This is a genomic window from Enterobacter sp. MGH 38 (genome assembly GCF_000492855.1).
Lineage (GTDB): Bacteria > Pseudomonadota > Gammaproteobacteria > Enterobacterales > Enterobacteriaceae > Enterobacter > Enterobacter hormaechei_C.
Map to the genome: position 1 here is coordinate 777,560 of NZ_KI535607.1, position 25,395 is coordinate 802,954.

The following is a 25,395-nucleotide window of genomic DNA, read 5'->3' on the forward strand; positions in this document are numbered from 1 at the left end:
AAAACGGGCTAAACGGGGTACAATTCGGAAGGTATAGTTAATTTCTGACAAGAATCAGCATCGCCCTTATGACCCAAATCATTCCCTCAGACTTCGACATTGCAGCCGAAGAGAGCGCAGAGTTCGTGCCCATGCGCGGTGTGGCTAACCCTCACCTGCAAACCATGCTGCCGCGCCTGATCCGCCGCAAGGTACAGTTCACCCCGCACTGGCAACGCCTGGATTTGCCGGATGGCGACTTTTTGGATCTCGCCTGGAGCGAAGATCCGGATCGGGCCAGACATAAACCCCGTCTGGTGGTGTTTCACGGTCTGGAAGGCAGCCTGCACAGCCCTTACGCACACGGACTCATTGAGGCGGCGAAAGCCCGCGGCTGGCTTGGGGTGGTGATGCATTTCCGCGGATGCAGCGGCGAGCCTAATCGTCAGAAACGCATTTATCACTCGGGTGAAACCGAGGACGGCACCTGGTTCCTGCGCTGGCTAAGAGACAATTTCGGCGAGGCGCCAACGGCAGCGGTGGGGTATTCGCTGGGCGGCAATATGCTGGCCTGTCTGCTGGCGAAGGAGAGCGACGCCGTACCGCTGGATGCGGCGGTGATTGTCTCTGCGCCGTTTATGCTGGAGCAGTGCAGCTATCATATGGAAAAGGGCTTTTCGCGAGTGTACCAGCGCTACCTGCTCAACCTGCTGAAAGCCAACGCCGCGCGCAAGCTGAAGGCCTATCCGGATACGCTGCCTGTGACGCTGCAACAGCTCAAACGCGTGAAGCGCCTGCGCGAGTTTGATGATTTGATCACCTCGAAAATTCACGGTTTTGCCGATGCGATTGACTATTACCGTCAGTGCAGCGCCATGCCTTTACTGAATCAAATCACGAAACCCACGCTGATTATCCACGCCAAAGATGATCCGTTTATGGATCATCACTCGATCCCGGCGCCCGATCATCTGCCGGCCAACGTGGAGTATCAGCTCACCCAATTCGGGGGACACGTCGGCTTTGTCGGCGGCACGCTGCGTCGGCCAAAAATGTGGCTTGAGACGCGTATACCCGACTGGTTAACGGCTTATCTGGACGGTAAATAATGATTATTCCCTGGCAGGATCTCTCTCCCGAAACGCTCGATAATCTGATTGAAAGCTTTGTCTTGCGCGAAGGCACCGATTATGGTGAACATGAACGTTCGCTTGAACAAAAGGTCAACGATGTTAAGCGCCAGCTTAAAAGCGGCGACGTGGTGCTGGTATGGTCCGAACTGCATGAGACGGTCAATATCATGCCCCGCAACGCGTTTCACGGCTGATCTTTACACTTTTACAGTCAGGGAGTTGCTATGTCTGCCAGACATCCGGTTATTGCCGTTACGGGTTCGAGTGGGGCGGGAACCACTACCACCAGCCTCGCCTTCCGCAAGATCTTCGCCCAGCTTAACTTACGGGCGGCCGAGGTAGAAGGCGACAGCTTTCACCGCTACACGCGCCCGGAGATGGATATGGCCATCCGCAAGGCGCGCGATCTGGGTAAACACATCAGCTACTTCGGCCCGGAGGCCAATGACTTCGGCCTGCTGGAGCAAACCTTCCGTGAATACGGGCAAAGCGGTACCGGGCAGTCCCGCAAGTATCTCCACACCTACGATGAAGCCGTGCCCTGGAACCAGGTCCCCGGCACGTTCACGCCCTGGCAGCCGCTGCCGGAACCGACTGACGTGCTGTTTTACGAAGGATTGCACGGTGGCGTGGTGACGCCTCAGCACGACGTGGCGCGCCACGTGGATTTGCTGGTGGGGGTGGTGCCGATTGTTAACCTTGAGTGGATCCAGAAGCTGACGCGTGACATGAGCGAGCGCGGCCATTCGCGAGAGGCGGTCATGGATTCGGTGGTGCGCTCCATGGAAGATTACATCAACTTCCTGACGCCGCAGTTCTCCCGAACCCACATTAACTTCCAGCGCGTCCCCACCGTGGACACCTCCAACCCGTTCGCCGCAAAAAGCATCCCTTCCCTGGACGAGAGCTTTGTGGTGATCCACTTCCGCAACCTGGAAGGCATTGATTACCCCTGGCTGCTGGCGATGCTACAAGGTTCGTTTATTTCGCACATGAATACGTTAGTGGTGCCCGGGGGAAAAATGGGGCTGGCAATGGAACTTATCATGACACCGCTGGTGCAGCGGCTGATGGAAGGGAAGCAGATCGCGTGAACATGTTCCCTCTCCCCGTGGGAGAGGGTTAGGGTGAGGGCATCAACACGCACGATGCCCCAATAATTAAGCCTCTATCACTTCATAAGAATGGGTGATTTTTACCGCTTTCTCCAGCATTAACGCCACAGAGCAGTATTTCTCCGCAGAAAGGTCAACCGCACGCGAGACCGCCGCATCCTTCAGTTCTTTGCCGGTGACGATAAAGTGCAGATTAATATGCGTGAACAGGCGTGGCGCCTCTTCGCGACGTTCTGACGTCAGCTTCACTTCACAATCGGTCACGTCATGACGGCCTTTTTGCAGGATCGACACCACGTCGATCGCGCTGCATCCGCCCGCCGCCATCAGCACCATCTCCATCGGGCTTGGCGCTTTATCGCCGGAGTTGCCATCCATCAAAACCTGATGCCCGGAAGCAGACTCGCCCAGGAACGTTAACCCTTCAACCCATTTCACACGCGCTTGCATATTCACTCACTCCAACGTTGCATTTTTTATGACAGATTACGTGTACGTTACATTTCTCGCAACGGAAGGCGACCTGCGTCATGCTGAAGCGAGACACCAGGAGACACGCGGCGAAAGCTATGCTAAAACACTCTGGATGCTACAGTAATACATTGACGTTACACATGTATGCAGAGGACATCAAACTTTACTGGCTGCGAAACGTTACGACAGCCGACTTCCCAGGTATGGGTAAGAATTCGATTGCAACCCCAGAGTCCGGATGCATCTTATGACTCTGGTGACAGCTTATAACAGAGGATAACAGCGCATGGTGCTTGGCAAACCGCAAACAGACCCGACTCTCGAATGGTTCTTGTCTCATTGCCACATTCATAAGTACCCATCAAAGAGCACGCTGATTCACCAGGGTGAAAAAGCGGAAACGTTGTATTACATCGTTAAAGGCTCGGTGGCCGTGCTGATCAAAGATGAAGAAGGGAAAGAGATGATCCTTTCTTATCTGAACCAGGGCGATTTTATCGGTGAACTGGGCCTGTTTGAAGAAGGCCAGGAACGTAGCGCCTGGGTTCGTGCAAAAACAGCATGTGAAGTGGCTGAAATTTCTTATAAGAAATTCCGTCAGCTGATTCAGGTCAACCCTGACATCCTGATGCGTCTCTCTTCCCAGATGGCACGCCGTCTGCAAGTGACCTCTGAGAAGGTAGGTAACCTCGCCTTCCTGGACGTAACCGGTCGTATCGCGCAGACGCTGCTGAACCTGGCGAAACAACCAGACGCCATGACTCACCCTGACGGTATGCAAATTAAAATTACCCGCCAGGAAATCGGTCAGATCGTCGGCTGCTCCCGTGAAACAGTGGGCCGTATCCTGAAGATGCTGGAAGATCAGAACCTGATCTCCGCCCACGGTAAAACCATCGTGGTTTACGGGACCCGTTAATTCCGGTCAAACGGCGTGCCGCCGCAGGGTGGCACGCCGTTTTTGTCTCTACTCCTCATGTGGCGCAGGCTGATCTATCACCCGGAAGTTAACTACGCACTACGACAAACGCTGGTGTTGTGTCTTCCCGTGGCCGTGGGCCTGCTCCTCGGACATCTTCAGCAAGGCCTGCTGTTTTCCCTCGTGCCCGCCTGCTGCAACATTGCCGGTCTGGATACGCCCCATAAACGCTTTTTTAAACGTCTGATTATTGGCGGCTGCCTGTTTGCCGGCTGTAGCCTTGCCGTACAACTCTTACTGGCCCGCGACATTCCTCTGCCGCTGATCCTGACCGTGCTGGCGATGACGCTCGGCGTCACCGCCGAAATCAGCTCGCTGCACGCCCGCCTGCTTCCCGCGTCGCTGATTGCCGCCATCTTCACCTTAAGCCTTGCAGGTAATATGCCGGTGTGGGAGCCATTGCTGATCTACGCCCTCGGCACGCTGTGGTACGGGCTGTTTAACTGGTTCTGGTTCTGGCTGTGGCGGGAACAGCCGCTGCGCGAATCCCTGAGCCTGCTCTACGTGCAGCTTGCTGAATACTGCGAAGCAAAATACACCCTGCTCACTCAACATACCGACCCGGAAAAATCCCTGCCGCCGCTACTGGCGCGCCAGCAAAAAGTGGTGGATCTGATCAGCCAGTGCTATCAGCAGTTGCACATGCTTGCCGCCAACAAAAATCATGAATACAAGCGGCTGCTGCGAATCTTCCAGGTCGGGCTGGATTTGCAGGAGCATATCTCCGTCAGCCTTCATAATCCGGAAGAGGTGCAAAAGCTGGTGGAGCGCAGCCATGCAGAAGCGGTGATCCGCTGGAACGCGCAGACCGTCGCGGCCCGCCTGCGGGTGCTGGCTGACGATATCCTCTATCACCGCTACCCGACGCGCTTTAACATGGACAAACAGCTCGGCGCGCTGGAAAAGATTGCGCGTCAGCACGCGGATAACCCGGTCGGGCAATTTGCTGCCTGGCATTTCAGCCGCATCGCCCGGGTGTTACGCACCCAGCGCCCGCTTTATGCCCGCGACCTGATGGCCGATAAGCAAAAACGGCTGCCGCTGCTGCCCGCGCTCAAAAGCTATCTTTCGCTGAAATCTTCTGCCCTGCGCAATGCCGCACGGATCAGTGTGATGCTGAGCATCGCCAGCCTGATGGGAATGGCCCTGCACCTGCCGAAACCCTACTGGATCTTAATGACCGTACTGTTTGTTACCCAGAACGGCTATGGCGCCACGCGGGTCCGTATTCTGCATCGGGCGGGCGGCACGATGGCGGGGCTGATTATCGCGGGCGTGACGCTGCACTTCCACGTGCCGGAGGGCTATACCCTGGCCGGTATGCTGGCAATCACGCTGGTGAGCTATCTGATTATCCGCAAAAACTACGGCTGGGCGATGGTGGGCTTTACGGTGACGGCGGTGTATACCCTTCAACTGCTCACGCTTAACGGGGAACAGTTTATTATTGCCCGTCTGGTCGATACGCTGATTGGCTGCCTGATCGCCTTTGGCGGCATGGTCTGGCTGTGGCCGCAGTGGCAGAGTGGGCTGTTGAGGCAGAACGCCCACGACGCGCTGGAAGCTGACCAGCAGGCCATTCGTCTGATCCTGAGCGATGACCCACAGCCCTCTCCGCTGGCCTACGAGCGCATGAAGGTCAACCAGGCGCATAACGCCCTGTTCAACTCCCTTAACCAGGCCATGCAGGAGCCGGGCTTTAACGCGCACTATCTGGCTGACATGAAGCTGTGGGTCACGCACAGCCAGTTTATCGTCGAGCATATCAATGCCATGACGACGCTGGCGCGGGAGCACACGATGCTGACGCCGGATCTGGCGCAGCGCTATTTGCAGTCGTGTGAAATTGCGTTGCAGCGCTGTCAGCAGCGCCTGGAGTATGATGCACCGGGCGAGTCAGGGGATTCGAACATTCTGGAAGCGCCGGAGACGCTGACCCATGGGCCGATGAGCACCCTTGAGCAGCATTTACAGCGCGTTCTCGGCCACCTGAACACCATGCATACCATTTCGTCGGTGGCATGGCGTCAGCGCCCGCATCACGGGATTTGGTTAACGCGCCGGTTAAAACGAACCGCGTATTAGCCGCTGACGATCTTCGCGACTGCCGCGGCAAAACGGGTTAATCCGTCTTCGATGTCTTTGTCTTCCACCACAAGCGATGGCGCAAAGCGCATCACGTCCGGCCCGGCATTGAGCACCATGACGCCTTCGTGCGCGGCGGCGTGCAGGAAATCGCGCGCGCGGCCTTTATACTGAGGCTTCAACTCGGCGCCAATCAGCAGCCCCATTCCGCGGATTTCGCTGAAGACATCAAACTGTTCGTCAATCTGCTGAAGATGTTTCAAAAACAGATCGCGTTTCGCATTCACGCCATTCAGGACGTCCGGCGTATTAATGATATCGAACGCCGCACCCGCCACGGCACACGCCAGCGGATTACCGCCGTAGGTGGAGCCGTGTGAGCCCACATGAAATGCGGAAGCGATATCCTGGGTAGTGAGGACCGCACTGACCGGGAAACCGCCGCCGAGCGCTTTCGCGCTGGTCAGAATATCCGGCGTTACGCCGTAGTGCATATAAGCGAACAGATCCCCGGTACGCCCCATCCCACACTGCACTTCATCAAACACCAGCAGCGCCTGGTGCTCGTCGCACAGTTCGCGCAGCCCTTGCAGAAATTCCGGGGTGGCCGCCGTGACGCCGCTTTCCCCCTGAATGGGCTCGACCACCACGGCACAGGTGTGATCGTCCATCACCGCTTTAACGGCGTGCAGATCGTTAAACGGCACGTGGATGATATCCGCAGGTTTCGGACCAAAGCCGTCGGAATACTTCGGCTGGCCGCCCACGGAAACGGTAAAGAACGAGCGACCGTGGAAGGCGTTATGGAAGGCGATGATTTTGGTTTTGTACGGACTATGACGCGTGGTTGCGTAGTAGCGCGCCAGCTTAAAGGCGGTTTCGTTGGCTTCGGTGCCGGAGTTCATAAACAGCACGCGTTCGGCGAAGGTGGCATCGATGATCTTACGCCCCAGACGCAGCGCCGGTTCGTTGGTGAACACGTTGCTGGTGTGCCACAGCGTTTCGCCCTGCGTTTTCAGCGCGTCCACCAGCGCAGGATGGCAATGGCCCAGTGCCGTCACCGCAATACCGCCTGCGAAATCAACATACTCGTTGCCCTGCTGATCCCAGACGCGGCTGCCTCTCCCTTTCACCGGGATAAATTCAGCCGGTGCATAAATCGGCAGGATCACTTCATCGAATGTCGCGCGGGTAATTGCTGGTTGTTCAGTTGCCATGTCATGACCATCCATTTTTATGTCACAGTTATTGTGAAAATATAATCACAAAATATGCATAAAAAATCACAGCAAGGCAACCGATATTCAGCGATTAAGGAAATTGGCCAGCAGCGCGTGCCCCTGTTCGCTGAGAATGCTTTCCGGGTGGAACTGCACACCTTCCAGATCGTACTCGCGGTGGCGAATGCCCATGATCTCCTGCGTCTCGCTCCAGGCGGTAACCTCAAAGCAGGCCGGCAGGGTCGGAGGATCAATAATCAGAGAATGGTAGCGCGTCACGGTTAACGGATTGTTTAGCCCCAGGAATGCGCCGGTACCGGTGTGTGTGATCGGTGAGGTTTTGCCATGCATGACTTTCGCGGCACGGACAATGGTGGCGCCAAAGACCTGCGCAATGGCCTGGTGACCCAGGCAGACGCCCAGAATCGGCAGTTTGCCCGCATAGTGTTGGATTACCGCCAGCGAGATGCCGGACTCCGACGGGGTACACGGCCCGGGCGAAATCACGATTTTCTGAGGTGCCAGCGCGTCAATGTCATCCAGCGCGATCTCATCGTTACGGCGGACAACCACCTCTGCCCCCAGCTCGCAAAAATACTGGTAGAGGTTCCAGGTAAAGGAATCATAGTTATCAATCAGCAGAATCATGGCGGCTCCTGAAAAAATGGCCGCCCTATTTTACGCAGATTCCCGCGCTTCGCTCACAACTTTGGCGAAGATGACGTTCAGGGCGGTCAAATCCCCCATCGCCCCGCTCTGGTTGGCGGCAGCCCAGTCGTCCGGGTCGATCCCCTGCCAGTTCAGCACGTAGCCCGCATGAATAGCCAGTTGTTCAAAGAAGATCCGCTGGGCCACGCCATTACCGCTCATAAACGGATGTAGCATGTTGATTTCACAGTAGTAATGACTGATTCTGTCTGTAAACTCTTCTTTCTGAAGGCCTACCAGATATTTATCACTTTCCAGCGAAGCCATCAGCTCATTACCCACTTTCTCGATGTACTCGAAATGGCAAAAAGGAATGTCGCCCTTGGAAATATCGGCGGTGCGCAGCTCGCCCGCGCCTTTCATTTCGTTGCGGAATAAATGGCGGTGAATAAGACACAGATGGGGTAAACCCGGTGCGGAAGGCCCCAGTTCCAGCGTCTCGATATCGGGTTCAGCGGGCCCCTTACCTTTTTCAAGGAGGCAGCTGGCCTGAAAATTGACATTACGTTGTTGCTCCCAGAGACGGGATTTTTGCTTGTCGGTGAGTTTTTTCACTACGCCTCCCTGAATAGTCCGTTTGCCACAAGTATAAGCAGCAAAACGCGCTTTCGCAGGGAGGGCGGAAAGACACGGGCAAGATGTGCCCGTGTGAGGGAACGATTACGGCAGCACTTTCGCGGAGAGAATGACGACAGGCTTAGTCGGCACATTCTGGTATGGACCGACATCGTGAGTCTGAACCTGAGAGATCTTATCCGCCACGTCCATGCCTTTCACCACTTTGCCAAACACCGCGTAGCCAAAGTCGCGCTGACCGTGGTCCAGGAAGGCGTTATCAGCCACGTTGAGGAAGAACTGGCTGGTGGCGCTGTCTTTGTCCGCCGTACGCGCCATCGAGATGGTGCCGCGCTTGTTCAGCAGGCCGTTGTCAGCTTCATTTTTGATGGGCGGGTTAGGCTGTTTCTGCTGCATCTGCTCGTTAAAACCGCCACCCTGAATCATAAAGCCCGGGATCACGCGGTGGAACGTGGTGTTGTTATAAAAACCACTGTTCACGTAGTCGAGGAAGTTTTTCACCGAAACAGGGGCTTTCTGGCTATCCAGCTCCAGCTCAATATTCCCCGCAGAGGTAGTCAGCAGGACGTGAGGGTCTCCTTTAGCGGCCAGCGCAGCAGGGGAAACGGCAGAAAGAGCAAACACAGCTGCAACAGCCGCCAGTGTTGATTTGAGCATGAGAATTCCTTAACAAAGCGCAGTATAAAAAGCGAATGGCTTGATTCTAAAGAGCAGTATGAACCCAGACCAGTCTTTTACCTAATTTTACCAAATTGAAACAATTATTTCCGCGCAAACGATTGTTCATCCCGCAACGTAATGTGATCTGCATCACGTTAAAACCTGCAATTGTGCTCAAAATTTTCTGAAAAGATTTAATTAGATCACTTTCGCGACTAAAATCTGCCCGCTCAAACGCAGTCATTGCGTTTTTCTTTACTTTTAACAGGCCAGACATGACTAACAGCAATCGCATCAAGCTCACATGGATTAGCTTCTTCTCTTACGCCCTGACCGGCGCGTTGGTGATCGTCACCGGGATGGTGATGGGAAATATCGCAGACTACTTCCAGTTGCCCGTTTCCAGCATGAGTAACACCTTCACCTTCCTGAACGCGGGGATCCTGATCTCTATTTTCCTTAATGCCTGGCTGATGGAAATCGTGCCGCTGAAAACGCAGCTGCGTTTTGGCTTCGTGCTGATGGTTGCCGCCGTGGCGGGCCTGATGTTGAGCCACAGCATCGCCCTCTTCTCTGCCGCCATGTTCGTACTGGGCCTGGTGAGCGGGATCACCATGTCGATCGGTACGTTTCTGATTACGCACATGTATGAAGGCCGCCAGCGCGGCGCGCGTCTGCTGTTCACCGACTCCTTCTTCAGCATGGCCGGGATGATTTTCCCGATGGTCGCCGCGTATCTTCTGGCGCGCAGCATTGAGTGGTACTGGGTATATGCCTGCATTGGTCTGGTCTATGTCGCGATCTTTATTCTCACCTTCGGCTGCGAGTTCCCGGTGCTGGGCAAAAAAGCGCAGACAACATCCGAGCCGGTTGCGAAAGAAAAATGGGGTATCGGCGTACTGTTCCTCTCCATCGCCGCGCTGTGTTACATCCTCGGCCAGCTGGGCTTTATCTCCTGGGTTCCAGAGTATGCTAAAGGTCTGGGCATGAGCCTGAACGACGCGGGTAAACTGGTGAGCGATTTCTGGATGTCTTACATGTTCGGCATGTGGGCGTTTAGCTTTATCCTGCGCTTCTTCGACCTGCAACGGATCCTGACCGTTCTGGCGGGTCTGGCGACCGTGCTGATGTATCTGTTCATCAACGGTTCCCCGGAGCATATGCCGTGGTTCATCCTGACCCTGGGCTTCTTCTCCAGCGCGATTTATACCTCGATCATCACCCTTGGCTCTCTTCAGACCAAAGTGGCCTCGCCAAAGCTGGTGAACTTCGTGCTGACCTGCGGCACCATCGGCACCATGCTGACCTTCGTGGTCACGGGCCCGATTGTTGCGCACAGCGGCCCGCTGGCGGCGCTGCATACCGCTAACGGTCTGTACGCCGTGGTGTTTATCATGTGCTTCGTGCTGGGCTTTGTGACCCGTCACCGTCAACACAACCCGGCAACAGCTACCCACTAATCGCCGTAACCCCTTTGCGTACTGCAAAGGGGTTTCCCCCAGCTCACCCGCCCTGCCCGCCGATGGGTAAAAACCCCATTAATTTTGTGCGAAAAACGAACAAGCACAAAAATCAAACAATATCCGTCACTTATAAAAATCCTGACAAATCATAGATATACCCCCTAAGGGGTAGGTGAAGGCGTATTTGATTTGCATCAATAAGTGCCCCTGCTGAATCGTTAAGGTAGGCAGTAATAGAAAAGAAATCGAGGCAAAAATGAGCAAAGTCAGACTCGCTATCATCGGTAACGGCATGGTCGGCCACCGCTTTATTGAGGATCTTCTCGATAAAGCCGATGCTGAGCAGTTCGATATTACCGTGTTCTGTGAAGAACCCCGCAAGGCGTACGACCGTGTGCACTTGTCTTCTTACTTCTCTCACCATACCGCCGAAGAGCTCTCTCTGGTGCGTGAAGGGTTCTACGAGAAGCATGGCGTAAAAGTGCTGGTGGGCGAACGCGCTATCACCATCAACCGTCAGGAGAAAGTAATCCACTCCAGCGCCGGACGTACGGTTTTTTACGATAAGCTGATCATGGCGACGGGCTCGTATCCGTGGATCCCGCCTATTAAAGGGTCGGAAACCCAAGATTGTTTCGTTTACCGTACCATTGAAGACCTCAACGCCATCGAATCCTGCGCACGTCGAAGCAAACGCGGCGCGGTTGTCGGCGGTGGTCTGCTGGGTCTGGAAGCGGCAGGCGCGCTGAAAAACCTCGGCGTTGAAACCCACGTTATCGAATTTGCCCCGATGCTGATGGCCGAACAGCTCGACCACATGGGTGGCGATCAGCTGCGCCGTAAGATCGAAAGCATGGGCGTGAAAGTTCACACCAGCAAAAACACCAAAGAGATCGTTCAGGAAGGGACTGAAGCACGCAAAACCATGCGCTTTGCCGACGGCAGCGAGCTGGAAGTGGACTTCATCGTCTTCTCCACCGGTATCCGCCCGCGCGACAAGCTGGCAACGCAATGCGGTCTGGCCGTCGCGCAGCGCGGTGGGATCATGATTAACGACACCTGCCAGACCTCCGACCCGGATATTTACGCCATCGGCGAATGCGCCAGCTGGAACAACCGCGTATTCGGCCTGGTCGCGCCTGGGTACAAAATGGCGCAGGTCGCCGTTGACCATATCCTCGGCAGCGAAAACGCCTTCACCGGCGCAGACATGAGCGCCAAGCTGAAGCTGCTGGGCGTGGACGTGGGCGGTATTGGCGATGCGCATGGTCGCACCCCGAACTCCCGCAGCTATGTTTATCTGGACGAAAGCAAAGAAGTCTACAAACGTCTTATCGTCAGCCAGGACAACAAAACCCTGCTCGGGGCGGTGCTGGTGGGCGACACCAGCGACTTCGGCAACCTGCTCCAGCTGGTGCTGAACGCCATTGAGCTGCCGGAAAACCCGGACGCGCTGATCCTCCCGGCGCACGCCTCCAGCGGTAAGCCGTCCATTGGCGTGGATAAACTGCCGGACAGCGCGCAAATCTGTTCCTGCTTCGACGTCACCAAAGGCATGCTGATCTCCGCCATTAACAAAGGCTGCCACACCGTTGCGGCGCTGAAGGCGGAAACCAAAGCCGGGACCGGCTGCGGCGGCTGTATCCCGCTGGTCACCCAGGTGCTGAACGCCGAGCTGGCAAAACAGGGCATTGAAGTGAACAACAACCTGTGCGAGCACTTCGCTTACTCTCGCCAGGAGCTGTACCACCTGATCCGCGTGGAGGGCATTAAGTCCTTTGACGAACTGCTGGAGAAACACGGCCAAGGCTATGGCTGTGAGATATGTAAGCCTACCGTCGGTTCGCTGCTGGCGTCCTGCTGGAACGAATATGTGCTCAAACCAGAACACACTCCGCTTCAGGACACCAACGATAACTTCCTGGCCAATATTCAGAAAGACGGGACTTACTCGGTGATCCCGCGTTCTGCCGGAGGGGAAATCACCCCGGAAGGGCTGGTCGCCGTGGGTCGTATCGCCCGTGAGTTTAACCTGTACACCAAAATCACCGGTTCCCAGCGTATCGGCCTGTTCGGCGCGCAGAAAGATGACCTGCCGGAAATCTGGCGTCAGCTGATTGAAGCGGGCTTCGAAACCGGTCACGCGTACGCCAAGGCGCTGCGCATGGCGAAAACCTGCGTGGGCAGCACCTGGTGCCGCTACGGCGTGGGCGACAGCGTGGGCTTCGGCGTAGAGCTGGAAAACCGCTACAAAGGCATCCGTACGCCGCACAAAATGAAGTTCGGCGTCTCAGGGTGTACACGTGAATGTGCAGAAGCGCAGGGTAAAGACGTGGGTATCATTGCCACGGAGAAAGGCTGGAACCTGTACGTGTGCGGTAACGGCGGGATGAAACCTCGCCACGCGGATCTGCTGGCCGCCGATCTCGATCGCGATACGCTGATCAAATACCTCGACCGCTTCATGATGTTCTACATTCGTACCGCCGATAAGCTGACCCGTACCGCGTCCTGGCTGGATAATCTCGAAGGCGGCATCGACTACCTGAAGTCGGTCATTATCGACGACAAGCTGGGCCTGAATGAACAGCTGGAATCCGAGATGACTCGACTGCGCGAGGCGGTGATCTGCGAGTGGACCGAAACCGTGAACACGCCAGCGGCGCAGACGCGCTTCAAACACTTTATCAACAGCACCCAGCGCGACCCGAACGTGCAGGTGGTGCCGGAGCGTGAACAGCATCGTCCAGCGACCCCGTATGAACGTATTCCGGTGATGCTGGTGGAGGAAAACGCATGAGCCAGTGGGTAAACATCTGCAATATTAACGACATTCTGCCAGCAACCGGCGTCTGTGCCCTGCTGGGCAACGAGCAGGTGGCGATTTTCCGTCCTCGCCACGATGAACAGGTCTATGCCATCAGCAATATCGACCCGTTCTTCGAGGCCAGCGTGCTCTCCCGCGGTCTGATTGCGGAGCACCAGGGCGAGCTGTGGGTTGCCAGCCCGCTGAAAAAGCAGCGCTTCCGCTTAACCGACGGACTCTGCATGGAAGATGAAAGCTTCTCGGTCAAACACTACGACGTCCGCGTGAAGGACGGCGAGGTGCAGCTGAAAGCGTAACCTCTCGCCTTTTCAATAGGAAAGGCTTATGACCCCTTATGGGTAACGGCAGGAAAAACCGTATGTTCTGTACGATTCCTGCTGTTATCCTGACGTCAATTCTTCCCCCGCCATGAATGCTGTGAGGTAACGTCGTGGATCACCTGCCGATTTTTTGTCAATTACGCAACCGCGACTGCCTGCTCGTGGGCGGCGGCGATGTGGCTGAACGCAAGGCGCGCCTGCTGTTAGAGGCGGGCGCCCGACTGACCGTTAACGCCCTCACCTTCGCCCCACAGTTTGACGTCTGGGCGCAGGAAGGGATGCTCACCCAGGTGCAGGGCGAATTTGATGAATCCCTGCTGGATACCTGCTGGCTGACCATCGCCGCAACGGATAACGATGACGTTAACCAGCGCGTCAGCGACGCCTGCGAAGCGCGCCGCATCTTCTGTAACGTTGTGGATGCGCCGAAAGAGGCGAGCTTTATCATGCCGTCGATTATCGACCGTTCACCGCTGATGATTGCGGTGTCGTCCGGTGGCCGCTCGCCCGTTCTTGCCCGTCTGCTGCGGGAAAAACTGGAAGCCGTGCTGCCGCAGCATCTTGGCCAGATTGCCCAATACGCCGGGCAGCTGCGTTCCCGCGTGAAGCAAACCTTCGCAACCGTGGGCGAACGCCGTCGCTTCTGGGAGAAGTTCTTTGTCAATGACAGGCTGGCGCAGTCGCTGGCCAATCAGGACACCAAAGCCGTTGAAGAGACGACCGAACAGCTCCTGAGCGAGCCGCTGGACCATCGCGGTGAAGTGGTACTGGTGGGCGCAGGTCCCGGCGATGCGGGCTTGCTGACGCTGAAGGGTCTCCAGCAGATCCAGCAGGCGGACATCGTGGTGTATGACCGTCTGGTCTCTGATGACATCATGAATCTGGTGCGCCGCGATGCTGACCGCGTGTTCGTCGGCAAACGGGCAGGTTATCACTGCGTACCGCAGGAGGAGATCAACCAGATCCTGCTGCGGGAAGCGCAGAAAGGTAAGCGTGTGGTGCGTCTGAAAGGGGGCGATCCCTTTATCTTTGGTCGCGGCGGCGAGGAGCTGGAAACTCTCTGCAACGCGGGCATTCCATTCTCCGTGGTGCCGGGTATTACGGCGGCATCCGGCTGTTCTGCCTATTCCGGCATTCCGTTAACCCATCGCGACTATGCCCAGAGCGTGCGCCTGGTGACGGGCCACCTGAAAACCGGCAGCGAGCTGGACTGGCATAATCTGGCCGCTGAAAAGCAGACGCTGGTCTTCTACATGGGGCTAAATCAGGCAGCCACGATTCAGGCGAAACTGCTGGAGCACGGCATGGAAGCAGATATGCCGGTCGCACTGGTGGAAAACGGCACCGCCATTACGCAGCGCGTGGTCGATGGCGTGCTGACGCAGCTGGGTGAGCTGGCGCAGCAGGTTGAAAGCCCGGCGCTGATCGTGGTGGGCCGCGTGGTAGCACTGCGTGAAAAACTGAACTGGTTCTCCAGCCACTAACGCACAATCTCTCTCCCGGGAGTAGTCTTGAAGCGGACTACTCCCTTCTTACCTCAATCGATAACATACCGCCCGCGTAATGGAACTTTTCCATTTATTCCCTCGTGTTACATCCAATTTTAGATTTTTAGACAAGGAATGCGTATGTTCAAACTGGCAAAAGCTGCCGTTCTGGTCGGCCTGTTATCAACTCTGACGGCCTGCACCGGTCACGTTCAAAATACTAAAAATAATTGCAGCTACGATTACCTGCTGCATCCGGCGATCTCCATTTCGAAGATCATCGGCGGTTGCGGCCCGGCGGCACAGCAGTAAGCGTTTTTCAGGCGTAAAAAAACCGGGGATGTCCCGGTTTTTTTATTGAGTCCGTATTTGTCGGGTGGCGGCTTAAGGTTTCGCCACAAACCCAATCGCCTCGTACACCGCTTTCAGGGTTTCGGAGGCGCGCGCGCTGGCTTTTTCTGCGCCCTCTTTCATCACTTTTTGCAGGAACGCTTCGTCGTTACGGTAACGGTGATAGCGCTCCTGCAACTCGGTCAGCATGCCGGAAACGGCGTCTGCCACTTCGCCTTTCAGGTGGCCGTACATCTTGCCTTCAAAGTGTTTTTCCAGCTCAGGGATGCTCTGTCCGGTCACACCGGAGAGAATGTCCAGCAGGTTGGATACGCCCGCTTTGTTCTGCACGTCGTAGCGCACCACTGGCGGCTCATCGGAGTCGGTCACCGCACGCTTGAGCTTTTTCACCACCGATTTCGGATCTTCCAGCAGGCCGATAACGTTGTTGCGGTTATCGTCAGACTTGGACATCTTTTTGGTCGGCTCCAGCAGGGACATCACGCGCGCGCCGGATTTCGGAATAAACGGCTCAGGCACTTTGAACACGTCGCCGTAAAGCGCATTGAAGCGCTGGGCAATATCGCGGCTCAGCTCCAGGTGCTGCTTCTGGTCTTCACCCACCGGCACCTGGTTGGTCTGGTACAGCAGAATGTCGGCCGCCATCAGCACCGGATAGTCAAACAGACCGGCGTTGATGTTCTCAGAGTAGCGCGCAGACTTATCCTTGAACTGGGTCATGCGGCTCAGCTCGCCGAAATAGGTGTAGCAGTTCAGCGCCCAGCCCAGCTGCGCGTGCTCTGGTACGTGAGACTGAACGAAAATGGTGCTCTTCTCTGGATCGATACCGCACGCCAGGTACAGCGCCAGCGTATCGAGCGTCGCCTTGCGCAGCTTCTCGGGATCCTGACGCGCGGTGATAGCATGCAAATCCACGATGCAGTATATGCAGTGGTAGTCATCCTGCATGCTCACCCACTGACGTAACGCACCCATGTAGTTACCAATGGTCAGTTCACCTGAAGGCTGTGCGCCACTAAAAACGATGGGCTTAGTCATTATTCAATTCCTGATGTTCACTGTGCGAGAGCCCGAGTGCGGGCAACAAATCTTTGAAGTGGTCGAACACAACGTCCGGCTCACTCAGCGTAATGGCTTCACCGTAGTTGTAGCCGTAGGTCAAGCCAACCGACGGGCAACCTGCCGCTCTGGCAGCCAGAATATCATTGCGGGAATCCCCGACAAAGAGCAGCTCCGCAGGTGCTAAGGATAATTTTCCTGCCACCAGCAATAGCGGTTCCGGATGCGGCTTTTTATTCTGTACGTCATCGCCGCCCACAATTACGGAGAAGTATTTCGCGATATCCAGCGCTTCCAGCAGAGGCGCAACGAACGGTGTCGGCTTGTTAGTCACCAGCCCCAGCGGGATGCCTTTAGCATGTAGCGCGCTCAGCGTTTCAGCGACATCCGGGAACAGGAAGCTGCCCTCTTCGACGGTCTCTTCGTAGAAACGGTCGAACAGTTTGCGCAGAATACGCTGCTGCTCATCCTGGGGAATATCCGCGTGGTCAACACTCGGTTTACCTTGCGCGGAACGCTGAGAGGCACGCTCCTGACGAGCCCAGGTCAGCGCGCGCTCCATCAGCACGTCTGCACCGTTACCAATCCACGTCACGACGCGCTCTTCGCCTGCAACGGGGAGTTCAAGGGCATACAGCGCCTGATCGACGGCGCTGGTTAATCCTGGCGCGCTGTCGACCAGCGTGCCGTCGAGGTCAAATGCTACACCCCGAATAGCCTGCAATTTATCCATGACTTACCTTCGCCAGTTCACGGCGCATTTCATCAATGACTTTTTTGTAATCCGGTTGATCGAAGATGGCGGAGCCTGCGACGAACATATCCGCCCCTGCCGCCGCAATCTCACCGATGTTATTGACCTTCACGCCGCCGTCCACTTCCAGACGAATATCATAGCCAGACTCATCGATACGGCGGCGCACTTCACGCAGTTTGTCGAGGGTCTGAGGGATAAATGACTGACCACCAAAGCCCGGGTTGACGGACATCAGCAGGATCACGTCCAGCTTGTCCATCACGTAGTCGAGATAGCTCAGCGGGGTCGCCGGGTTAAAGACCAGCCCCGCCTTACAGCCATTCTCTTTGATCAGCTGTAGCGTGCGGTCAACGTGTTCGGAGGCTTCCGGGTGGAAAGTGATGATGCTGGCACCCGCCGCGGCGAAATCGGGTACGATGCGGTCAACCGGTTTCACCATCAGATGCACGTCAATGGGCGCGGTGATCCCGTAGTTACGCAGCGCTTTAAGCACCATCGGACCGATGGTCAGGTTGGGAACGTAGTGGTTATCCATAACGTCGAAATGGACGACATCCGCGCCAGCCGCGAGAGCTTTGGCAGTGTCTTCACCCAGGCGGGCAAAATCGGCCGACAGAATTGAGGGGGCAATCAAAAACTGTTTCATCCGCATCTCCTTGAAATGTGTTTACCGGCGGGCAAAGGCTCAGGGTCGATAAAGCGCCAGAAGTTCGTCCACCTTTTTACGTGTGCCGCCGTTGCTGCTAATGCTACGCCGCACTTTTACCTGAAAATGCTTCGCGGCTTTGTACCATTCGCGCGTATCAGGCGTGTCGTGATTCGAAATTAACACCGGAATTCTTTTGCTGACCAGCTTTTCCGCCATCTCAGCCAGACGAGCCTGCTCGGCCGGGCTGAAGCTATTGGTGTGGTAGGCGGTGAAATTTGCCGTGGCAGACAGCGGCGCGTAAGGCGGGTCGCAGTAGACCACCGAGTTTACGCCCGCCAGTTCCATGCACTTTTCATATGAGAGACAGTAGAACTCGGCATTCTGCGCTTTTTCAGCAAAGTGATACAGCTCGTCCTGCGGGAAATAGGGACGCTTATAGCGGCCAAACGGCACGTTAAACTCGCCACGCAGATTATACCGGCACAGACCGTTGTAGCCATGGCGGTTGAGATAAAGAAACAACAGCGCGCGACGGAACGGATCCTGGCTTTGATTAAACTCAGCGCGGAACTGATAGTAGACGTCCGGGTTGTTGTTCTCTGGCGTAAACAGCTTCCGTGCCTCTTCCACATACTCATCGGTACGCAGTTTGACGATGTTATAGAGGCTAATAAGGTCGCTGTTGATATCCGCCAGGATATAACGAGAAAAATCGGTATTCAGGAACACCGATCCAGCACCCACGAAGGGCTCGATAAGACACTCGCCTTTCGGCAGGTGCTTTTTAATATCGTCGAGCAGGGGGTATTTCCCCCCTGCCCATTTCAGAAAAGCGCGATTTTTTTTCATGCTGACTAACTGATTACACCTTCTCCGGCTGTGGAGAAAGCTCCGACAGCATCCTGCGCTTTAAACATTACTTCAGATCGGCCTGCACCTGATGAATCGGCTTCGCCCACGGGTTTTTCGCCTGCACGTCGGCTGGCAGCGTGGAAACGGCACGTTTTGCTTCATCTTTGGAAGCATAAATACCACTCACCAGCACATACCACGGTTGACCGTTACGGGTCGTCTGATAAACCACGTAGTTTTTCAGATTCGATTTCTTCGCCCAGGCGTTGAGGTTGTCATAGTTAGACGAACTGCTCAGCTGAAGGGTGTAGTTGCTGGAAGAGGCCGACTGCAAAGAACCCACGTTGCCCGTCGTTTTACCTGGCGAAGCGCCCGTTTTGGCTGCGGGAGCCGCAGGTGTTGTTGCAGCAGGTGTTGTTGCAGCAGGTGCGGTTGTGGTCGCCGTTGCTTTCGGTGCAGCGGTTGCCGCAGGCGTTGGCGCTTTAACCGGCTGGCTCACCGCAGGTTTTGTCTGCGCTGGCGCTTTCGTTTCTGGCGCTTTTGCCACGGTCTGTGGTTTCGTCTCACGCTTCGGCTCAATCACAGCCTGCTTACGCTCCTGGCGTGGTGCAGTCTGCGTCTGGCGCGGTTTGGTTTCCGTTGCCGCCGTCTGCTGCTGGGCATTGCTGCCATGAACTGGCGCAACGGTGGCTGGTTCAGTTGGCAGCGTGGAGTTCACCACGGCAGCGTTAACCTGTTCCTGATTCTGCGGCTGCATCAGCGCGTTGTTCAGATCGCCCTGAACCTCAACACGCTGCTGGCCTTCAGGCGTAGCTGGCGCCTGGCCCTGAGTCGGGGTAGAAGAGACAGGCGGCAGAGAAATATCCTGACCGGCGCTGGTATTGCCTGCGGTCTGCTCTGCGGAAGTGGTGCCCGGCGCAGGCTGAGCGCCATTCGCCTGGTTGCTCGCATCGTTACCAGACAGGTCGATGCTCTTCTCGGCAGACGCGGTCTGCTCGGTAGAATGGGTAGAAGGGGCTTTTAGCGCGGAACCAATGCCGACAATAAGCAATACCAGCACCAGAACGCCAAGGCCCATCATGATGTACTGACGGGAGGCCGGTTTTGCCGCTACCGCTTTTTTACGCTTGCGCGGTCGACGTTCAACAGGCTGTTCATCCATTAACTCTTCTTCGGATTCAAACTCCTCGTCTTCACGCTCATTGCGCGCGTTGCGGCTACGCGAAGGGCGACGATCGTCTGCATCCAGATCGACATCGTCAAAGTTGATCTGCGGCTCGTTATCACGTTCTGAAGATTGACGAGAACGACCAGTACGACGATCGCTGGGATCGGGTTTCAGCTCGTCTTCTGGTTTGAATTCATCCATTTAACACCCCACTCAAAGGCTTCTGCCAACGACTCTGCATTAACCTGAAGCTAAAACGACCACCTGTTACAGCGGTCTGACCTTTCTAGTTGTTACGCTTGCTGACAATCAGCAATAGCGCCAAGTACGACTTCGTGCGGCACTCCGCCGCGCACTTCACTTTTCCCTATTGCAAGCGGGAGTACCAGACGCATCTCACCTGCCAATACTTTTTTATCGCGCATCATGTGGGGAAGGTACGCCTGCGCAGACATTTCCTGCGGACCACTTACCGGCAAGCCAGCACGTTTAAGCAACGCGATGATACGTGCTGTCTCTTCCGGCCTGAACTGCCCCAGACGTTCAGAGGCCCGCGCCGCCATAACCATTCCGGCAGCGACAGCTTCACCGTGAAGCCAGTTACCGTAGCCCATTTCGGCTTCGATCGCATGACCAAACGTATGCCCCAGATTCAGTAAAGCACGTAAGCCGGTTTCACGCTCATCTGCGGCAACGACTTCTGCTTTCAGCTCACAACAACGGCGAATACAGTAGGCCATTGCCTGCCCGTCGAGGCGCAGCAGCGCATCCATATTCTCTTCCAGCCAGGTGAAGAACTCCCCGTCAAGAATAATGCCGTATTTGATCACTTCTGCAAGGCCGGACGCCAGTTCGCGCGCTGGCAAGGTTTTCAGACAGTCGAGATCCACCACCACCGAGGCGGGCTGGTAGAACGCGCCAATCATGTTTTTGCCGAGCGGATGGTTAACCGCCGTTTTACCGCCCACAGAAGAATCGACCTGTGAGAGCAACGTGGTTGGAATTTGAATAAAGCGCACGCCGCGCTGGTAGCTGGCGGCTGCAAAACCGGTCAGATCGCCCACAACGCCGCCGCCCAGGGCAAGCAGTGTTGTATCACGACCGTGCGGTTTTTGCAGAAGTGCGGTAAAGACGGTATCCAGTACCGTCAGGCTTTTGTACTGCTCGCCATCGGGCAGAATCACACTGTCGACCTTCACGCCCGCCTGCTCAAGCAGGTGACGTACACGGTCGAGATAAAGCGGAGCCAGCGTCTCGTTGGTGACCAGCATCGCCTGATCACCCGCTTTCAGTGGTAAGAAGGAAGCTGGGTCGTTAAACAAACCAGCCGCGATGGTGATAGGGTAACTACGTTCCCCGAGAGTAACTGTAATCCTCTCCATGACGCGACATCCACCTTAAATGCTTTTACCCGCAGGCGAGTGTATATATAGCCAGAATCAGTTGCTTTCCAGCATATGAATAATCTGGTTTGCAACCACTTTAGCGCTTTGATCGTCAGTACGAATGGTCACATCAGCAATCTCTTCGTACAGAGGATTGCGTTCATCGGCCAAAGCTTCCAGAACTTCACGTGGCGGTGTTTCAACCTGCAACAACGGGCGCTTTTTATCACGCTGCGTGCGTGCCAGCTGTTTTTCGATGGTCGTCTCAAGATAGACCACTACGCCACGGGCGGAGAGACGGTTGCGGGTTTCGCGAGATTTTACAGAGCCGCCGCCAGTTGCCAGCACAATGCCCTGTTTTTCCGTGAGTTCGTTGATCACTTTTTCTTCTCGGTCACGGAAACCTTCTTCGCCTTCTACGTCGAAGACCCAGCCCACATCCGCTCCGGTTCGTTTCTCAATCTCTTGATCAGAATCGTAAAATTCCATATTGAGTTGTTGAGCTAACTGACGCCCAATAGTGCTTTTGCCGGCACCCATAGGCCCAACCAGAAAGATATTGCGTTTCTCTGCCATTTTTTCGGTACTACTAAGACTATTCGTTAATGGTAATCCCCGCTGCGCAGACACCCGGCGTAGCAGGACATGAACTGAAACCTCATTTGCAATAGAGCGAGAGTCAGACGAAAAATTATCTCAATACTCCGGCTTGTTTGGCAACTGATTAAATCACCGTTCCCGGCGCATAAGGAAATAAGACGTAAGTCCAACTCAAATCGGTACTCCTTGTATGCTAATTCATGCCCCACGTCAAACATCTGCAACAAACTGAATGCAAAATCATTGCGGGGATCGTTACCCATTACTGAATACTGACCAGACGTGGCGTGATAAACACCACTAACTCGCGCCGTTCGTTATCTTTTCCGTCATGGCGGAACAGCTGACCCAGCCACGGAATGTTGCCCAGCACGGGCACGCTGTCGCGTCCGGTTTTATTCTTTTGCGAAAAGATCCCGCCCAGCGCGAGCGTTTCCCCACTTTTTACCTCAACCTGCGTTTCGATCTCCTGCTTATCGATCGCCAGCGTTTCGCCGTCTGCCTGTTGCAGCACCTGGCCGGGCATATTTTCACTGATATGCAATTTCAGGCGCACACGACCACCCGGCAGAACCACCGGCGTGACCTCCATGCCTAATACCGCTTCTTTAAATTCAACGGATGTCGCCCCGCTCTCGCCGCTGGAAACCTGATACGGAATTTCGCTGCCCTGCTTGATGCTGGCCGGCTGCATGTGCGATGCCAGCAGCCGCGGGCTGGCGATGATATCCACCTGCTGCTTTTGCTCAAGCGCCGACAACTCAAGATCCAGCATCCTGCCGTTGATGCGCCCGATGTTAAACCCTGCGTGGGTGGTCGCACTGGCCACCGACAGGTCCGCACCCAGCGTCGTGACCTGACCCACTTTACTGGCCTCCGTTGCGTCAGCGAGGTTCCATTTCACCCCCAGTTCACGCAGGCTTTTTTCACTGATGGTCACAATCTGCGCCGCCAGTTCCACCTGCTCGACGGGCAGATCCATCTGCACAGCCCAGCGCTGGAGCATATCCACCACCGTCTGGTTATCCCTGACCAGGAAACGGTTGGTGCGCTTGTCGACGGAGAGACTGCCTTTCGGGCTTAAGAGCTTTTCCGCCGCTTTTTGCAATTCGGCCGCATCCGCATAAGCAAACGGAATGCTGTGAGAGTGCAGCGGGGCGTCGAGCAGACGCTGGGCCCGCTCCTGCTCTTTACGCGTCTGTTGCTCCCGTTGCCAGGCCGCCGTATGCACATAAAAAATGCCGCCCTCTTCCCGCAATACCAGCCCGGCGCTGTTCACTACCGTCTGAAGCGCCTGCCTCCAGGGCACCCGCGTTAAATTCAGCGAAAGCGAACCGCTGACATCCGGCGACACCACCAGATTGCGCTCCTCCTGCGCTACCAGCGCCTGTAATATTTGCACCACCGGGACATCATCCACCAGCAGGGTGACCGGTTTTGGCGTCGCGGCCCACAGGGGCTGGCTGAGTACCGCCAGTAACAGCCCTATCCTTATCTTCACTTTTTTTCGTTCCTTCTCGTTGCCATGTCCATCGCTTCGGCTCGCACATATCGCCGACATCAACGGTCAGTTGTTGTCTATCTATCGCGCTCACCCGCCAGCCTGTCGGTAACCGCATCTGCGTTTTTACCCGGTGCCAGCGTTTCTGCCCGTCCTGCATAAGGCCGATATCCCTGCTGCCGCTGACTATCCCCTGATACCGCCACTGGCTGAGCTGCCCGGCTGCGCAACGCTCTTCCGGCACAGAGAAGGGATCCCGCATCCCGGTCAGGAAAAGCGGAGAAAGCAGGATGACTAAACGGGCTTTACTGCGCATGACCGATCTCCAGTTGCAGGCTGAGGCGTAACTGTTTGCCCTGTGGGATGATGGAAAACGCACTCACCCGCACGTTCTCAAGCGCCAGCCGGGAAAAGAGCGCCGGAACCGCGCCCCATGAGGCATCCAGCGCCAGCTCTCCCCCACTCTGCTGCGGCTTCCAGTACACCAGCCTTGCGTCCTCACGCTGAAATGCCAGGGGAGAAAAGGGCCGCGAGGGCGTCACTTGCGTAAACACTGCTTGCCGTCCGGCCTCTGGCCACAGCGAGGCGTTGATTCGCTTCGCACTGATGGCCTGCGCCTGAACATCGGCGTAACGCAGAGCAGCGGGCCTGAGCAGCAGTCCCCAAATTGCCCACGCAACAAGCCCCGACGCGATCAACCAGCAAAGGACGCGCCGGGAAGGACGTGCATCAGCCCAGCGTTGATACCAGATACCCACCGGCTACCTCCGGCTATGCAGTTTAAAAGAGAACATCCATCGCCCCAGGCTATCCTGTTGCAGTTCGCCTGCCGGTCCGGGGTTAAATCCCGTCACCCTTTTCAGCGCATCGGTCATGGCTGCGAGCGCTGGCAGTGAAGTGGTATAGCCGGTCAGGGTCAGCGAGGGTGGCTGATAACGCAGCGCCGTCAGCCACGCCTGCCGGGGCATTGCGCTGGCAAGCGATTCCAGCGCGGGTTGCCAGGCCGGATCAGACGGCGGCGAAGGGGTTTTCAGCCCCGCTGACTGCGGCTGACGGGCTCTCAATACTTTCTGCACCGCCCGAGTCCCCGCCAGTTCGCTCTGCAACGCCTGTAACGCGAGAGACTGCGTCGCCCGCAGACTGAAACCACCCGCCAGCATCACCAGCAATGAGGCGGCAAACAGCAGCCCCCAGAAACGCAGGCGCTGATTACGTTGCTGCCGACGCCAGGGTAAAAGATTGGGCATGCTCATTACGGCGCCTCGCTCATGGCCAGCGCCAGGGAGACGGTGTAATCAGCACCGCATTCCGGCAGCGGCGGCTGGCACAGCGTCACCGCTTCCCAGGGATCGCGGGCAGCATCAAACACGGCGATATCAGAAGAAGAAAGCGCAAGCAGCGCCGCCAGTTCATTCACCGTCGCCGCTTCTGTGGTGTAGCGCCGCCCCCACTGGTGACGCATCGCCCATAGCCACTGGTGCTGATCTCTCCAGGCGACGCACCGGGCGGGGGCAACAGCAGAGAGAAGATTAGCCAGCGCACCGGCATCCGGGGCGATTGCTGCCAGACGCAAACGCAGCGCGTTCGCCAGCGTCAACAGGGTATCGACCTCTCTGTTTTGCGCTGCGGTAACCTGAAAAGTGTTGCTGAACGTATCCTGCGCGTAGTCAAAGCAGAGCGTATCGGCGGGCATCTCCAGCTCACGCGCTAATGCGGCGCCTACCCAGGTGAGCTGTTCGCTGTCACGCAAGGTAACGGATGGACGGGGCAACGCGCGTTGCAGAACGCGCGTTGCCGGAAATGAGAGGAATACCCGATGCGAGTGCGGCAATGTTTTCCGCCAGCCACGTAATGCGTTAACCAGTTCTTCTGGCTTAAGTATTTTGCCTTCCCCGATAACGCCGTCCGACAGCGGCACCGCCCACCAGCGCCGTAAACGCCATCCGGCCCGCTCTCTGGTCAGCGCTACCGCAACCACCTTATCCTGTTGAATATGAACACCTGTTTGCCACGTTTTAAAAGCCATGCTTCACGATCTCCTTATCGC

The 25,395-nt window shown here is 56.2% G+C and carries 27 protein-coding genes; 10 read left to right on the forward strand and 17 right to left on the reverse strand.

The features are described 5' to 3' along the window. The first annotated feature begins 68 nt into the window (after positions 1-68). Genes L384_RS17100 through L384_RS17090 form a run of 3 tightly spaced genes read left to right on the forward strand, consistent with a single transcriptional unit; the run spans position 69 to position 2,206 of the window. Positions 69-1,088, forward strand: coding sequence for a hydrolase (locus L384_RS17100; RefSeq protein ID WP_017693875.1), 1,020 nt, complete (start codon positions 69-71; stop codon positions 1,086-1,088). Further along, entirely contained in the window at positions 1,088-1,306 is a 219-nt protein-coding gene (locus L384_RS17095; protein WP_003861664.1) for a YheU family protein, read from the forward strand. The genes L384_RS17100 and L384_RS17095 overlap by 1 nt, the downstream gene beginning before the upstream one ends. 30 nt (positions 1,307-1,336) lie before the next feature. After that, positions 1,337-2,206, forward strand: coding sequence for a phosphoribulokinase (locus tag L384_RS17090; protein ID WP_003861663.1), 870 nt, complete (start codon positions 1,337-1,339; stop codon positions 2,204-2,206). A 66-nt stretch (positions 2,207-2,272) separates the two neighbouring features. Here L384_RS17090 and L384_RS17085 read toward each other — a convergent pair whose 3' ends face one another. Next, complete coding sequence (locus tag L384_RS17085) at positions 2,273-2,677, reverse strand: OsmC family protein (RefSeq protein WP_023323819.1); 405 nt, start codon at positions 2,675-2,677, stop codon at positions 2,273-2,275. Positions 2,678-2,987: 310 nt separating this feature from the next. Between L384_RS17085 and crp the strand changes: the two genes are divergently transcribed. After that, positions 2,988-3,620, forward strand: a complete 633-nt coding sequence (gene crp / locus L384_RS17080; RefSeq protein WP_000242758.1) for a cAMP-activated global transcriptional regulator CRP — start codon at positions 2,988-2,990, stop codon at positions 3,618-3,620. A gap of 57 nt (positions 3,621-3,677) precedes the next feature. Then, positions 3,678-5,765, forward strand: a complete 2,088-nt coding sequence (locus tag L384_RS17075; protein ID WP_003861657.1) for a YccS/YhfK family putative transporter — start codon at positions 3,678-3,680, stop codon at positions 5,763-5,765. Here L384_RS17075 and L384_RS17070 read toward each other — a convergent pair. From L384_RS17070 to ppiA, 4 genes are all read right to left on the reverse strand, one after another. After that, positions 5,762-6,982 (reverse strand): bifunctional acetylornithine/succinyldiaminopimelate transaminase, encoded by a 1,221-nt coding sequence (locus tag L384_RS17070; RefSeq protein WP_023323820.1) that lies wholly within the window; start codon positions 6,980-6,982, stop codon positions 5,762-5,764. The genes L384_RS17075 and L384_RS17070 overlap by 4 nt on opposite strands. Positions 6,983-7,069: 87 nt before the next feature. Continuing rightward, entirely contained in the window at positions 7,070-7,633 is a 564-nt protein-coding gene (gene pabA / locus L384_RS17065; RefSeq protein WP_003861654.1) for an aminodeoxychorismate synthase component 2, read from the reverse strand. Between the two features lie 30 nt (positions 7,634-7,663). Next, the gene (locus tag L384_RS17060; RefSeq protein WP_023323821.1) at positions 7,664-8,248 is read right to left on the reverse strand and encodes a putative adenosine monophosphate-protein transferase Fic; all 585 of its coding nucleotides are present in this window, start codon (positions 8,246-8,248) and stop codon (positions 7,664-7,666) included. A 105-nt stretch (positions 8,249-8,353) separates the two neighbouring features. Next, on the reverse strand, positions 8,354-8,926 hold the full coding sequence (gene ppiA, locus L384_RS17055) for a peptidylprolyl isomerase A (protein WP_003861649.1): 573 nt from the start codon (positions 8,924-8,926) through the stop codon (positions 8,354-8,356). 278 nt (positions 8,927-9,204) lie between these two features. Between ppiA and tsgA the strand changes: the two genes are divergently transcribed. The 5 genes from tsgA to L384_RS17030 all read left to right on the forward strand — a co-directional run bounded on the left by tsgA (position 9,205) and on the right by L384_RS17030 (position 15,338). Continuing rightward, positions 9,205-10,389 carry an MFS transporter TsgA gene (gene tsgA, locus L384_RS17050; RefSeq protein ID WP_003861648.1) on the forward strand — a complete coding sequence of 395 codons (1,185 nt, stop codon included), beginning with the start codon at positions 9,205-9,207 and terminating at the stop codon, positions 10,387-10,389. Between the two features lie 259 nt (positions 10,390-10,648). Next, a complete protein-coding gene (gene nirB / locus L384_RS17045) occupies positions 10,649-13,192 on the forward strand; it encodes a nitrite reductase large subunit NirB (RefSeq protein ID WP_023323822.1) in 2,544 nt (847 codons plus the stop codon). Beyond that, entirely contained in the window at positions 13,189-13,515 is a 327-nt protein-coding gene (gene nirD / locus L384_RS17040) for a nitrite reductase small subunit NirD (protein ID WP_015571429.1), read from the forward strand. The genes nirB and nirD overlap by 4 nt, the downstream gene beginning before the upstream one ends. 134 nt (positions 13,516-13,649) lie before the next feature. Continuing rightward, positions 13,650-15,023, forward strand: coding sequence for a siroheme synthase CysG (cysG, locus tag L384_RS17035; protein WP_023323823.1), 1,374 nt, complete (start codon positions 13,650-13,652; stop codon positions 15,021-15,023). A gap of 144 nt (positions 15,024-15,167) precedes the next feature. Continuing rightward, positions 15,168-15,338 carry a YhfL family protein gene (locus L384_RS17030; protein WP_008503029.1) on the forward strand — a complete coding sequence of 57 codons (171 nt, stop codon included), beginning with the start codon at positions 15,168-15,170 and terminating at the stop codon, positions 15,336-15,338. 72 nt (positions 15,339-15,410) lie between these two features. On the opposite strand, the gene trpS is transcribed toward L384_RS17030, so the two are convergent. The 12 genes from trpS to pilM form a co-directional block, all read right to left on the reverse strand. Next, positions 15,411-16,415, reverse strand: a complete 1,005-nt coding sequence (gene trpS, locus L384_RS17025) for a tryptophan--tRNA ligase (RefSeq protein WP_023298773.1) — start codon at positions 16,413-16,415, stop codon at positions 15,411-15,413. After that, positions 16,408-17,169: a phosphoglycolate phosphatase gene (gph, locus tag L384_RS17020; protein WP_023323824.1), complete on the reverse strand. Its 762-nt coding sequence runs from the start codon at positions 17,167-17,169 to the stop codon at positions 16,408-16,410. The genes trpS and gph overlap by 8 nt, the downstream gene beginning before the upstream one ends. Continuing rightward, a complete protein-coding gene (gene rpe, locus L384_RS17015) occupies positions 17,162-17,839 on the reverse strand; it encodes a ribulose-phosphate 3-epimerase (RefSeq protein ID WP_003861634.1) in 678 nt (225 codons plus the stop codon). The genes gph and rpe overlap by 8 nt, the downstream gene beginning before the upstream one ends. 39 nt (positions 17,840-17,878) lie before the next feature. Next, a complete protein-coding gene (dam, locus tag L384_RS17010; protein ID WP_023323825.1) occupies positions 17,879-18,691 on the reverse strand; it encodes an adenine-specific DNA-methyltransferase in 813 nt (270 codons plus the stop codon). A gap of 67 nt (positions 18,692-18,758) precedes the next feature. After that, a complete protein-coding gene (gene damX, locus L384_RS17005) occupies positions 18,759-20,063 on the reverse strand; it encodes a cell division protein DamX (protein ID WP_023323826.1) in 1,305 nt (434 codons plus the stop codon). A gap of 92 nt (positions 20,064-20,155) precedes the next feature. Next, a complete protein-coding gene (gene aroB, locus L384_RS17000) occupies positions 20,156-21,244 on the reverse strand; it encodes a 3-dehydroquinate synthase (protein WP_003861631.1) in 1,089 nt (362 codons plus the stop codon). A 57-nt stretch (positions 21,245-21,301) separates the two neighbouring features. Next, positions 21,302-21,823 (reverse strand): shikimate kinase AroK, encoded by a 522-nt coding sequence (aroK, locus tag L384_RS16995; protein WP_003861630.1) that lies wholly within the window; start codon positions 21,821-21,823, stop codon positions 21,302-21,304. A gap of 286 nt (positions 21,824-22,109) precedes the next feature. Beyond that, positions 22,110-23,348 carry a DNA uptake porin HofQ gene (hofQ, locus tag L384_RS16985; RefSeq protein ID WP_023323827.1) on the reverse strand — a complete coding sequence of 413 codons (1,239 nt, stop codon included), beginning with the start codon at positions 23,346-23,348 and terminating at the stop codon, positions 22,110-22,112. Beyond that, entirely contained in the window at positions 23,260-23,664 is a 405-nt protein-coding gene (locus L384_RS0120945) for a HofP DNA utilization family protein (RefSeq protein ID WP_003861627.1), read from the reverse strand. The genes hofQ and L384_RS0120945 overlap by 89 nt, the downstream gene beginning before the upstream one ends. Further along, positions 23,654-23,833: a HofO family protein gene (locus tag L384_RS22750; protein ID WP_022651950.1), complete on the reverse strand. Its 180-nt coding sequence runs from the start codon at positions 23,831-23,833 to the stop codon at positions 23,654-23,656. The genes L384_RS0120945 and L384_RS22750 overlap by 11 nt, the downstream gene beginning before the upstream one ends. Positions 23,834-24,109: 276 nt before the next feature. Further along, complete coding sequence (locus tag L384_RS16975; protein ID WP_023314951.1) at positions 24,110-24,601, reverse strand: PilN domain-containing protein; 492 nt, start codon at positions 24,599-24,601, stop codon at positions 24,110-24,112. Continuing rightward, the gene (gene pilM / locus L384_RS16970) at positions 24,601-25,374 is read right to left on the reverse strand and encodes a type IV pilus biogenesis protein PilM (protein ID WP_023323828.1); all 774 of its coding nucleotides are present in this window, start codon (positions 25,372-25,374) and stop codon (positions 24,601-24,603) included. The genes L384_RS16975 and pilM overlap by 1 nt, the downstream gene beginning before the upstream one ends. Positions 25,375-25,395 lie beyond the last annotated feature (21 nt).